Here is an 11,645-nt window from a genome sequence, read left to right as displayed (position 1 = left end):
CGTGCACGCACGCCCCGCCCCGGGCCGCACGGTCGCCGTGCGCGTCCCGGCCACCAGCGCGAACCTCGGCCCCGGCTTCGACACGCTCGGCCTCGCGCTCAGCGTGTACGACGAGCTGTCGGTCACGACGCTCGGCGACGACCGCATCGAGATCCACGCGACGGGCGAGGGCGCCGACGACGTGCCGCGGGACGCCTCGCACCTCGTCGTGCGCTCGATGGCCTACGCCTTCGAGGCGTGCGGCCGCACGATGCCCGGCATCCACCTGGAGGCGCACAACGTCATCCCGCACGGCCGCGGCATGGGGTCGTCGGGCGCCGCCGTGACGGCCGGCCTGCTCGCCGCGAAGGGCCTGCTGGCCGGCGACGTCGAGCTCGGCCCGTCGACGCTGCTGCGGCTCGCGACCGAGCTGGAGGGGCACCCCGACAACGTCGCCCCCGCGCTGTTCGGCGGGCTCACGATCGCGTGGATGGAGGACACGGGGCCGCGGCACAAGAAGCTGCTCGTGCACCGCGGCGTCTCGCCGCTCGTATTCGTGCCCGACTTCACGATGTCGACGTCGGAGGCGCGCGCCCTCGCGCCGCTGCAGGTGACCCGCGAGGACGCCGTGTTCAACGTGTCGCGGTCGGCGCTGCTCATCGCGGCCCTGACCCAGAGCCCCGAGCTGCTGATGGCGGCGACCGAGGACAAGCTGCACCAGTCGTACCGCGCGCAGGCCATGCCCGCGACCGACGAGCTCATCCGGCTGCTGCGCGCGCACGGCTTCGCGGCCGTCGTCTCGGGCGCCGGCCCGAGCGTGCTCGTGCTCGCCGACGGTCCGGGGCAGCGGCTCGCCGCCGTCGAGCTCGCCGCGACGGTGCGCGACACGGCGTGGGAGCCGCTCATGGTCGCCGTGGACGTCAAGGGTGGTAGAGTCAGGGAGTATCCGGAGGGTTCCACGTCGAGCACGTGAGTCTGGCCTCCGTCGCAATTCTGCGAAACCTCGCAAGATCTCGCACAGTCGCCCCGCACCGCCGCGCCACGTCGCGCGCACAGCGGGAGACCGGCGCCCGCCGTGGACGGCGCTCGTGCGGATGCATCTTTTTCCACCTGTGTACAAGGGAGAACTCGTGGAGTCCATCTCCGAGATCCAGATCGAGAACGCCGACGCCGAGAGCGTCGAGAACCCTCCGGCCGCCGAGAGCGAGACGCTCGACATCGTCGACGCGAGTGCCGACGACGCCGCGACGGACGTAGCCGTCGAGGAGCCGGCCGTCGAGGAGGCGCCCGCCGACGAGCCGGCCGCTGAGGACGTCGCCGCCGAGGAGCCCGCGGCCGAGGCCGCGCCGGTGGCCGAGGAGGAGGCGCCGGCTGACGAGGCCGCTGCCGTCGAGGCGCCCGTCGCCGAGGAGCCCGCCGTGGAGGCGCCCGCCGAGGCCGCTGAGGTGCCCGCCGAGGCCGCCGAGCCGCAGGCCGACGCCGTCGCCGCGGAGCCGCAGGCCGATGCGGTAGCCGCGGAGCCGCAGGCCGACACGGTCGCCGCCGAGCAGGCTCCCGCCGCGGAGCAGCCCGCCGAGGCCGCGCCGGTCGAGGAGGCTCCCGCCGCCCCCGTCAAGGCGCCGCGCAAGCGCGCGCCGCGCCGGGCGAAGAGCACCGACGCGCCCAAGACCGAGGACGCCCCTGCGGCCGAGGCCGCCCCCGCCCCCGAGGCCGCGGAGAGCGCCGCCGAGCCCGCGGCCGCCGACGCGGCGCAGGCCCCCGTGGTCGAGCCCGCCGTCGCGACCGAGGAGCAGGCCGCGGCCGCCCCCGCCGCGCCCGCGGACGCCGCGCTCGCGGATGCCGCCGCCCCCGCGGCCGACGGCGCCGAGCCGCAGGCCGACGCGCAGCCCGCCGAGGCCGAGGCCCCCGCACGCGGCCGTGGCCGCAGCCGCAGCCGCAGCCGCAGTCGTGCCAAGGCCGACGCCGCCCCCGAGACCAACGGCGACAAGCCGGCCGAGGAGGCGCCCGCCGAGCAGCCCGCCGACGACAGGCAGGGCGACCGGCAGGCCGACAGGACGGCCGACCGCGGCGCCGAGCAGCAGCCCGCGCAGCAGCAGAACGGCCGCAGCCGCCAGCGCAACAAGCGCCGCGGCGGCGGCACGGCCGACGAGTTCGAGACCGAGATCGGCGCCGACGACGTGCTGATCCCGATCGCCGGCATCCTCGACGTGCTCGACAACTACGCCTTCGTGCGCACGACCGGCTACCTGCCCGGGCCGCAGGACGTCTACGTCTCGCTCGGCCAGGTGAAGAAGTACAACCTGCGCAAGGGCGACGCGGTCGTCGGCGCCATCAAGCAGCCGCGCGAGGGCGAGCAGTCGAGCCGCCAGAAGTACAACGCGCTCGTCAAGGTCGACGCGATCAACGGCCTGAGCGTCGACGACGCCGCGAACCGCGTGGAGTTCAGCTCGCTCACGCCCCTCTACCCGCAGGAGCGCCTGCGCCTGGAGACCGCGCCCGAGAAGCTCACGCAGCGCATCATCGACCTCGTCGCGCCCATCGGCAAGGGCCAGCGCGGCCTCATCGTCGCGCCGCCCAAGGCCGGCAAGACGATCGTGCTGCAGCAGATCGCGAACGCGATCGCGATCAACAACCCCGAGGTGCACCTCATGGTCGTGCTCGTCGACGAGCGCCCCGAAGAGGTCACCGACATGCAGCGCACCGTCAAGGGCGAGGTCATCGCGTCGACGTTCGACCGTCCGGCCGAGGACCACACGACCGTCGCCGAGCTCGCCATCGAGCGCGCCAAGCGCCTCGTCGAGCTCGACCGCGACGTCGTCGTGCTGCTCGACTCGATCACGCGCCTGGGCCGCGCCTACAACATCTCGGCGCCCACCTCGGGCCGCGTGCTGACCGGCGGCGTCGACGCCTCGGCGCTCTACCCGCCCAAGCGCTTCTTCGGCGCCGCGCGCAACATCGAGAACGGCGGCTCGCTCACCATCCTCGCCACCGCGCTCGTCGAGACCGGGTCGAAGATGGACGAGGTCATCTTCGAGGAGTTCAAGGGCACCGGCAACAGCGAGCTGCGCCTGTCGCGCCAGCTCGCCGACAAGCGCATCTTCCCGGCCGTCGACGTCAACGCGTCGAGCACCCGCCGCGAGGAGATGCTGCTCTCGCCCGACGAGGTCAAGATCACCTGGAAGCTGCGCCGCGCGCTCGCGGGCCTCGACCCGCAGCAGGCGCTCGAGGTCGTGCTCGGCAAGCTCAAGGAGACGCAGTCGAACGTCGAGTTCCTCGTGCAGATGCAGAAGTCGATCCCGACGCCGTCGCGCGACGGCGGCCACGACAACGGCATCCGCTGATCATCGTGTTCGAGTCGGTCCAGGGACTGATCGACGAGCACCGCGCGGTCCAGGCCGAGCTGTCCGATCCCGCGGTGCACGCCGACGCGGCGCGCGCCAAGCGCGTCAACCGGCGCTACGCGGAGCTGTCGCGCATCGTCGCGGCGCACGAGGCCTGGGCCGCCGCACGCGACGATCTGGATGCGGCGCGCGAGCTCGCCCGCGAGGACGAGGCGTTCGCCGACGAGGTGCCGGCGCTCGAGGCGGGGCTCGCCGAGGCCGAGGAGCGGCTGCGGCGCCTGCTCATCCCGCGCGACCCCGACGACGCGCGCGACGTGATCATGGAGATCAAGGCGGGGGAGGGCGGCGCCGAGTCGGCGCTGTTCGCCGCCGACCTGCTGCGGATGTACCTGCAGTACGCCGCGTCGAAGGGCTGGAAGACCGAGCTGCTCGAGCGGGGCGAGAGCGACCTGGGCGGCTACAAGGACGTGCAGGTCGCGATCAAGGGCTCGTCGTCCGACCCGGCGCAGGGCGTGTGGGCGCACCTCAAGTACGAGGGCGGCGTGCACCGTGTGCAGCGCGTGCCCGCGACCGAGTCGCAGGGCCGCATCCACACCTCCACCACGGGCGTGCTCGTCTTCCCCGAGGTCGACGAGCCCGACGAGATCCACATCGACCCGAACGACCTGAAGATCGACGTCTTCCGCTCGTCGGGCCCCGGCGGGCAGTCGGTGAACACGACCGACTCGGCGGTGCGCATCACGCACCTCCCCACCGGGATCGTGGTGTCGATGCAGAACGAGAAGTCGCAGCTGCAGAACCGCGAGGCCGGCATGCGCGTGCTGCGTGCGCGCCTGCTCGCCAAGCAGCAGGAGGAGCGGGACGCCGCGGCATCCGACGCCCGGCGCTCGCAGATCCGCGGCATGGACCGCTCGGAGCGCATCCGCACCTACAACTTCCCCGAGAACCGCATCGCCGACCACCGCACGGGCTACAAGGCCTACAACCTCGACCAGGTGATGGACGGCGCGCTCGAGCCCGTCATCGCGTCGTGCATCTCCGCCGACGAGGAGGCCCGCCTGGCCGCGCTCGGCGCGGACGACTGACGGCGGCCTGCGCGTCGGACGTCCGTCGGCCGCATGCAGCAGGGGCCTTCGTGCGTGTCACGCACGAAGGCCCCTGCTGCATGCGGCCGTGCTGCGGGGTGACGATGTGGTCCGGTCAGCAGGTCCAGGTGAAGCCGGGGGCGGCCTGGAACGTGATCGTGACGCTGCCCGGGGCCCCATCGGGGTAGCCGCTGGGGCCCAATCCGCTGGCGCCCGGGACGACGACAACGCCTCCGGCCGAGGATGCGACGTAGTTGCCGCCGCCGCCCCCGCCGCCGGCGGAGTTCCCCCTGTCCGATCCGTCCTTGGCGCCCTTCACCGCCCCGCCGCTGCCGCCGCCGTAGTAACCGCCGCCCCCGCCGCCGCTGGAGATGGCATTGCGCCTGGGGGTCGCGTTCGACAAGAGCGACGTGAGGTCGCTGATCACGCCGTTCGCGCCGTTTCCGCCGGTTCCAGCGGAGGGACCCCCGCCGGGGTTGCCGGAGATGCCGGCGGGACCGACGGTGTACCCGGAGCCGGTGGACGAGAAGCTTCCGCCGAGGCCCGCCGCGGAGGCGGATCCGCCCGTGCCGCCGTGTCCGGTAAGAGTGCGGATGACCGTCGTGCCGTCCAGCGCTTTGACCCGCCACTCGTAGTCGGCGCCGGTGTTCTCCGCATTCCCGTTCCCGTTGATGGGATTGCTGTTCGGCGGGCTGACCTGTCCGACCACGTAGCCCGAGCCCGCTGAGCCTCCGCCTCCGCCGCCGCCGGCGACGACGGCCGGGGCACCGTTGATCAGGATCGCGCTGCCCGCGCCGCCTCCGCCGCCGGGGTACACCTGGTTGTTCGGATGAGTGCCGCTTCCCGCGGCGGGCAACGGGGCGTCGCCGCCGTTGCCGAAGCCCTTGCCGCCCGTGCCGACCTGGGCCGGCCGCGTGGCCGCAGGATCGGTGTTGCCTCCCCAGCGGCCGCCGCCGCCCGCGACCACGGCGATCGCGGTCGGCACGCTCACGTCTGAGAATGTGCCGGAGAGCTGGGCGCCCCTTGCCCTGTCGGAGAGGCCGCCCATGCCGCCGCCGCCGCCCTGGACGACGTAGGTGATGCCCTTCGCGCCCGCGGGCAGGACGAAGCTGCACGTCGTCGGCTCGGTGTCGACGGCCGTCCACGTCCTGGTGTAGGTCACCAGGCCGGTCGCCGCGGCCAGCGGCGCGGCCGTCGCGGCCATGATCACGGGGACGGACCATGCCGCCCCCTTGACGAGAGTGCGTCGTGCGACCTCGCGCCGCGGGTCGGGCGCCGAGCTCGGTTCTGTCGGTCGCGTTGAAGTCATTGATCTTGCCCCATTTCTCCGTTTTCCTCTACCGACGTGAAGTCAGCCAACCCCTGAACAGGCGGACTCTCCCCAGATCCGTAAGAAATATTGCGTGTGCTGTGCACGGCAGGACAGAACGTGAAGACGGCACGCATTCGCGTCACGGCGTCCCCAAAACGCCGTGCACGATGCGCACCGGAAAATGCCCCCAAAAGCGCTCCGAAAGGCCGCGCACGATCGACCAGCCTAGGCTTCGCCCTTCGGCCGGGATATTCCCAAGACCAGTACGTTCGCAGGGCGATCCGGATGCCGCCGCCCCCGGATTTCCGGCGGTCGCGCCGATATCCGGGTCCCCGCGTTAACCAGTTCCCGTACCCCGCTCGTACGGCGGTCGCATTCGAATTGTCGGGTGGGCATAAGATCGCTCCGCGGGCACGCGCGGAGCGATACGCTCTCAGCCTGAGACCCGACACTAGGAGACACGCATGATCACATTCCTCATCCGCGCCCTGATCTTCATCGTGTCGGCGGCGGTGGGCCTCATCGCGGCCGATCTCATCCTTCCGGGATTCGAGATCTCGTGGCGCAACCCGTGGGGGTTCGTCCTCGCGATCGTCATCTTCGCGGTGCTGCAGAGCGTGCTCGCGCCGTGGCTCGCGCGCGTCGCCCAGCGCAACGCGCCGGCACTGCTCGGCGGCATCGGCATCGTGTCGTCCTTCGTCGCGCTGCTCGTCGTCGTGCTCATCCCGAGCGCCGGGCTGTCGATCGGCGCCCCGTGGTGGAACTGGGTCGTGGCTCCCGTGATCGTGTGGATCGTGACGGCCCTCGCGACCTGGCTGCTGCCGGCCGTCTTCCTCAAGAAGAAGGTCGCCGAGCGCCGGCGGGACGGCTGAGCCGTCGGGGATCCGACGCGCCCGTCTCGATCCTCTGCGCGGGAATGACTCATGCGTATTCGCATCGGCATCGTCGACGACCACCCGGCGATCCTCGTCGGCACATCCAACATGATCAGCACGCAGCCCGACATGCAGGTCGTCGCGAGCGCGTCCACCGTCTCCGGGCTGCTCGAGTGGGGTGTGTCGATCGACGTCGTGCTCCTCGACCTCTCGCTCGCCGACGGATCCTCGATCGCGGAGAACGTGCGGACCCTCCGGCCCGTCGTGCCCGCCGTGCTGGCGTACACCGCAGCCGTGTCGCCGCTGCAGCTTCGAGACGCGGCGCAGGCGGGCGTCGACGGCATCGTCATGAAGACCGAGGAACTCCGAGGGCTGTGCGACGCGATCCGTGCGGTGCGGAACGGTCAGGTCCCCGTGTCGATCGACTGGGCGGTCGCGCTCGACTCCGACGCGGAGTTCGTCAGCGCGAGGCTCTCGGCGCGGGAGCGCGAGGTGCTGACGCTCTACGCCTCGGGGGAGACGTCCGAGCGCGTCGCCGAGGCCCTGTTCATCTCGGTGCAGACGGTCTACCAGCACGTCCGCCGCATCCGGGCGAAGTACGCCGCCGTGGACCGCGCGGCGCCGACGAAGGTCGACCTCTACCGTCGCGCGGTCGAGGACGGCCTCGTCGAGCCCTGATGGCGGCGCGGCGCGTGCTCACGATCGCCTGGCATCCCGTCGACCGGGTGCTCGGCGCCGGCATCACCGTCTGCGCGGTCGTGATCGCGCTGGTCAACGCGAATCTCTTCCTCGCCGAGGCGCCGTCGTTCGACGAGTGGTGGGTCGCGCTGGTCCTGGGCCTGCTCGTGCTGCAGCTGACCAGCATCGCCGGCTGGTCGGGACTGCCGCCCGCGACGCTCCGCGGCTTCTGGGCGATCCAGCCGTTCGTCCTGCTCCTCGCGCTCGTGTCCGCCTACGCCGCCTGGCGCGGCTCGCCCGCGGACGCGCCCTTCATCCTTCCCTGGCTCCTCGACGCCCCCGTGCTCAGCACGATGGCGCTCGTCGTCCGGCTGCCCTTCGTCGTCGGCATGACCCTGCTGCTCGCCGCGGCGCCCGCGCTGTCCGCGCTCGTCTTCCTCGGCGAGATCCCGCTGCTCGTCCTCGGCCACGGGTTCGTGCACGCGTCGAACGTCATCTACGTCATGCTCTGCCTCGTGCTGCGGCCGCAGCTGCAGGCGCTCAGTCGTGCGCACACCGTCGTCGAGAGCCTGCACGTGGAGGAGCGGAGCGTGCGGGAGGCGAGGGACAGCCTGTCCGAGTTCAAGCGCATCGTGCACGACGACGTGATCTCCACGCTCGTCGCCGTGATCCGTGCCGACGGCCGGCCGTCGGCGGCCCTGCGCGGCATGGCCGGCACCGCGCTCGAGCGCCTGCGGCAGAGCGAGGCGCCCGTCGAACAGCGTGCGATGACCGAGTTCGTCGCCGAGGAGGCGGCTCGGCTCATCCTCGGGTCGATCGAGACGGCGGCCCCGGGCCTCAAGGTCACGTCCGACGTCGGCCCCGGGACGGTGCCCTCCGACGCCGTCGGCGCGATCGGCCTCGCGGCGGCCGAGGCCGGACGCAACGCGGTGCGGCACGCCGGCGGCGGCAGCGGTGCCGTCACGGTGACGGGCGGTGCGATCCGCGTCGTCATCGCCGATCAGGGGCCCGGCCTGAGGCTCGAGGCGATCTCGCCCGATCACTTCGGCGTCCGCGAGAGCATCATCGGACGGATGAGCGACCTCGACGGCGGCCGCGTGCAGATCGACAGCGGCAGGACGGGCACGGCGGTGGTGATGCTGTGGACACGGCCGGACGCGTAGACGCCGGGCTCTCCCGCCCCCTGGCCCGCCCGACGTTCGTCTTCGGGATGACGGCGGTGCTCGTCGGGGCGGTGGTGACCGGCCTGGCACCTCCGCTGGCCGACTGGCGGCCCGCCCACTGGCTCATCCTCGTGACGCTCATGACCAACTGCGTCGTGGTCACGACGCGCCGGCCGGGGCGGCTCTCCGCGCCTCGCCTGTCGCTCGTGCTCGGGCTGTCCGCCGTCACGGTCGCTCTCATCGTCGCCGAGCGCGAGACCGTGCTGATCCGCGGCGGCGCGATCGGGCAGATCTGTCTCACCCTGTCGCTGCTCGTTCCGAGGGGGCACCCCGTCATCGGCACGCTCGCGACCGCGGGCGCGCTCGCGGCGGGCCTGCTCCGGTTCTCGATGCTCGCGGGATGGGCGCTCAGCCCCGCCGATCACGTCCTCCAACCGCTCGCCGCGCTCGTCGCCTGCTGGTTCCTCTTCCTGGTGACCCGATTCATCGCGTCGCGTCGCTCACGGACGCTCGTTCGAGAGCTGGGCGCCCTCGCCGCCGCCGACGCGGAGCGCGCCGCGCTCGCCGAGGAGCGTCGCACGGCGAGGGAGGTCGCCCAGCGCGTCGAGCCGCTGCTCCAGCGCATCGTCGCGGGGGAGGGGATCACCGCCGCGCTGCGCGCGGAGGCGGCGCGCACGGAGGAGGAGGTGCGGGAGCTCATCCGCGGCGACATGCCCCGTCATCCGGGCTTCCGCGCCGCCGTCGCGGAAGCCCGGCGGCGCGGCGTGAACGTCCGTGTGATCGGCTCGGGCGAGCCGGTCGCCGCCGTCATGCTCGACGGGCTGGCGGACCCGCTCGTCGGCCTCCTCGGGCGGGAGGACGTCACGAAGGCGACGATCCGCTTCCTCCCGCGCTCCCGGGATGCCGCGGCGACCGTCCTCCTCGAAGGCCCGGGCTCGCTCGAACGGTTCGAGTTCGACGCCGACGGCGCACCGCTCGGGCACTCACGCTGACGACATCGCCCGCACCCTCGCAACCGGTCCGCACACCTCACCCCGCTGGTTGAGTAGCCGCCGGAGGCGGCGTATCGAAACCCATCTAACGGTCCGTGGGTAGGGTCTCGATACACTCGCGGCTCCGCCGCGAGCACTCGACCAGCGGGAGTGGACGCACCCGCAACCCATACCCGCGCCCCACTCATCCCCGCTGGTTGAGTAGCCGCCGGAGGCGGCGTATCGAAACCCGTGTAACGGTCCGTTAGGAGGGTCTCGATACGCTCGCGGCTCTGCCGCGAGCACTCGACCAGCGGGACGGGACGCATCCACACGCTCGGCCCCGCACCCCCGCTGGTTGAGTAGCCGCCGGAGGCGGCGTATCGAAACCCATGTAGCGGACCGTTAGTAGGGTCTCGATACGCTCGCGGCTTCGCCGCGAGCACTCGACCAGCGGGAGTGGACGCATCCGCACGCTCGGCCCCGCACCCCCGCTGGTTGAGTAGCCGCCGGAGGCGGCGTATCGAAACCCGTGTAACGGACCGTTAGGAGGGTCTCGATACGCTCGCGGCTGCGCCGCGAGCGTATCGACCAGCGGGGTGGGGGCTCTGCCGTGAGTACCTGAGGGGCGGGGGTGGCCGCGTCGCGGTCAGATGTAGTACTCGGGGGTCGTGAGCAGTGCGCGGGTGTCCTCGCTGCCGGCGCGCTTGCGCACCTTGGCCGGAACGCCCGTGAGCACCGAGTCCTCGGGCGCGTCGTGCGTGACGACGGCGTTCGCGCCGATCGCCGAGCCCGCGCCGATGACGATCGGCCCGAGGATCTTCGCGCCCGCGCCCACGGCGACGCCGTCGCCGAGCGTGGGGTGGCGCTTGCCGGCGTCGCGGGTGCGGCCGCCGAGGGTCACGCCGTGGTACAGCATGACGTCGTCGCCCACCTCGGCCGTCTCGCCGATCACGACGCCCATGCCGTGGTCGATGAAGAAGCGGCGGCCGATCGTGGCGCCGGGGTGGATCTCGATCCCCGTGAGCCATCGCGTGAGCTGCGACAGCGCCCGGGCGGGAAGACGGATGCCGCGGACCCACAGGGCGTGCGCGAGCCGGTGCGACCACACGGCGTGCAGGCCGGGGTACAGCAGCGCGATCTCGATCGTGCTGCGGGCGGCGGGGTCGCGCAGCTTGGCGGCCACGAGGTCTTCTCGCAGTCGCTCGAACGCCTGGGGTCGCGGCATCCGTCTCTCCTCGGTGTGGTGTCAGTCCTCGCGCAGGTCGTCGAACAGCGCCGTCGACAGGTAGCGCTCGCCGGTGTCGGGGACGATCACGACGATGTTCTTGCCCGCGTTCTCCTCGCGTGCGGCGATCTGCAGGGCCGCCCACACGGCGGCGCCCGACGAGATGCCGACGAGCAGGCCCTCCTGGGCGCCCAGCGAGCGCGCCGTGTCGATCGCGTCGTCGAACTCGACGGTCACGATCTCGTCGAAGACCTCGGTGTCGAGGATCGGGGGCACGAAGTTGGGGCCGATGCCCTGGATCTTGGCGGGGCCGGGGGTGCCGGTCGACAGCAGCGGCGACGCCGACGGCTCGACGGCGACGACCTTGACGTCGGGGTTGCGCTGCTTGAGCACCTGGCCGACACCGGTGATGGTGCCGCCCGTGCCGATGCCGGCGACGAAGACGTCGACATTGCCGTCGGTGTCGCGCCAGATCTCCTCGGCGGTCGTCTTGCGGTGGATCTCGGGGTTCGCCGCGTTCGCGAACTGGCTCGCGAGGATGGCACCGGGGGTCTCCGCGACGATCTCCTCCGCCTTGGCGACGGCGGCCTTCATGCCGCCCGCGGGGTCGGTGAGGACCAGCTCGGCGCCGAAGCGCTTGAGCAGCTGACGGCGCTCGAGCGACATCGATGAGGGCATCGTCAGCACGACCTTGTAGCCGCGCGCGGCGCCGACGAGCGCCAGGGCGATGCCGGTGTTGCCGCTCGTGCCCTCGACGATCGTGCCGCCGGGCTTCAGCGCGCCGGCGGCCTCGGCCGCGTCGATGATCGCGATGCCGATGCGGTCCTTGACGCTGGAGCCGGGGTTGAAGAACTCGAGCTTGGCGAGCACCGTGCCGGGCAGTCCCTCGGCGACCCGGTTGAGCCGGACGAGGGGAGTGTTGCCGAACGCGCTCGTGATGTCGGAGTGGATTCCGGGCATGATGGCCTTTCGTGCGGGGTGGACTCGCGGTGTTACGAGAATCGCCCCTCAGC

General features: G+C 72.3%; 10 protein-coding genes. 7 read left to right on the top strand and 3 right to left on the bottom strand.

Features of this window, described 5'->3' with window-relative positions; all coding sequences use genetic code 11:
• Position 1 precedes the first annotated feature (1 nt).
• The 3 genes from thrB (at position 2) to prfA (ending at position 4,405) form a co-directional block, all read left to right on the top strand.
• Entirely contained in the window at positions 2–952 is a 951-nt protein-coding gene (thrB, locus tag AOA12_RS15000) for a homoserine kinase (RefSeq protein WP_054684480.1), read from the top strand.
• Between the two features lie 157 nt (positions 953–1,109).
• A complete protein-coding gene (rho, locus tag AOA12_RS14995) occupies positions 1,110–3,320 on the top strand; it encodes a transcription termination factor Rho (protein WP_054684477.1) in 2,211 nt (736 codons plus the stop codon).
• A gap of 5 nt (positions 3,321–3,325) precedes the next feature.
• Entirely contained in the window at positions 3,326–4,405 is a 1,080-nt protein-coding gene (gene prfA / locus AOA12_RS14990) for a peptide chain release factor 1 (RefSeq protein ID WP_054684475.1), read from the top strand.
• Positions 4,406–4,520: 115 nt separating this feature from the next.
• On the opposite strand, the gene AOA12_RS14985 is transcribed toward prfA, so the two are convergent.
• Positions 4,521–5,714 (bottom strand): hypothetical protein, encoded by a 1,194-nt coding sequence (locus tag AOA12_RS14985; protein WP_156366520.1) that lies wholly within the window; start codon positions 5,712–5,714, stop codon positions 4,521–4,523.
• A 467-nt stretch (positions 5,715–6,181) separates the two neighbouring features.
• On the opposite strand from AOA12_RS14985, the gene AOA12_RS14980 reads away from it, so the two are divergent.
• The 4 genes from AOA12_RS14980 to AOA12_RS14965 are packed head-to-tail and all read left to right on the top strand — an operon-like array spanning position 6,182 to position 9,425.
• Positions 6,182–6,589 carry a hypothetical protein gene (locus AOA12_RS14980; protein ID WP_054684468.1) on the top strand — a complete coding sequence of 136 codons (408 nt, stop codon included), beginning with the start codon at positions 6,182–6,184 and terminating at the stop codon, positions 6,587–6,589.
• Positions 6,590–6,640: 51 nt separating this feature from the next.
• Positions 6,641–7,270 carry a response regulator transcription factor gene (locus tag AOA12_RS14975; protein WP_054684464.1) on the top strand — a complete coding sequence of 210 codons (630 nt, stop codon included), beginning with the start codon at positions 6,641–6,643 and terminating at the stop codon, positions 7,268–7,270.
• Positions 7,270–8,433 (top strand): ATP-binding protein, encoded by a 1,164-nt coding sequence (locus AOA12_RS14970; protein WP_054684462.1) that lies wholly within the window; start codon positions 7,270–7,272, stop codon positions 8,431–8,433. The genes AOA12_RS14975 and AOA12_RS14970 overlap by 1 nt, the downstream gene beginning before the upstream one ends.
• Positions 8,412–9,425 carry a hypothetical protein gene (locus tag AOA12_RS14965; protein WP_054684458.1) on the top strand — a complete coding sequence of 338 codons (1,014 nt, stop codon included), beginning with the start codon at positions 8,412–8,414 and terminating at the stop codon, positions 9,423–9,425. The genes AOA12_RS14970 and AOA12_RS14965 overlap by 22 nt, the downstream gene beginning before the upstream one ends.
• A gap of 628 nt (positions 9,426–10,053) precedes the next feature.
• Here AOA12_RS14965 and epsC read toward each other — a convergent pair.
• Complete coding sequence (epsC, locus tag AOA12_RS14960; protein WP_054684455.1) at positions 10,054–10,632, bottom strand: serine O-acetyltransferase EpsC; 579 nt, start codon at positions 10,630–10,632, stop codon at positions 10,054–10,056.
• Positions 10,633–10,653: 21 nt separating this feature from the next.
• The gene (gene cysK / locus AOA12_RS14955) at positions 10,654–11,592 is read right to left on the bottom strand and encodes a cysteine synthase A (RefSeq protein WP_054684453.1); all 939 of its coding nucleotides are present in this window, start codon (positions 11,590–11,592) and stop codon (positions 10,654–10,656) included.
• Positions 11,593–11,645: the final 53 nt, after the last annotated feature.

This window comes from Microbacterium sp. No. 7, assembly GCF_001314225.1.
In the GTDB taxonomy this organism is placed as follows: domain Bacteria; phylum Actinomycetota; class Actinomycetes; order Actinomycetales; family Microbacteriaceae; genus Microbacterium.
Note: the sequence above shows the minus strand (reverse complement) of the source record. Positions and strands in the feature narration are given on the sequence as shown.

Coding starts and splice junctions, on each gene's coding strand:
- AOA12_RS14985 (WP_156366520.1), bottom strand. CDS start 5,714: ATGACTTCAACGCGACCGACAGAACCGAGCTCGGCGCCCGACCCGCGG.
- AOA12_RS14970 (WP_054684462.1), top strand. CDS start 7,270: ATGGCGGCGCGGCGCGTGCTCACGATCGCCTGGCATCCCGTCGACCGG.
- cysK (WP_054684453.1), bottom strand. CDS start 11,592: ATGCCCGGAATCCACTCCGACATCACGAGCGCGTTCGGCAACACTCCC.
- AOA12_RS14975 (WP_054684464.1), top strand. CDS start 6,641: ATGCGTATTCGCATCGGCATCGTCGACGACCACCCGGCGATCCTCGTC.
- AOA12_RS14980 (WP_054684468.1), top strand. CDS start 6,182: ATGATCACATTCCTCATCCGCGCCCTGATCTTCATCGTGTCGGCGGCG.
- epsC (WP_054684455.1), bottom strand. CDS start 10,632: ATGCCGCGACCCCAGGCGTTCGAGCGACTGCGAGAAGACCTCGTGGCC.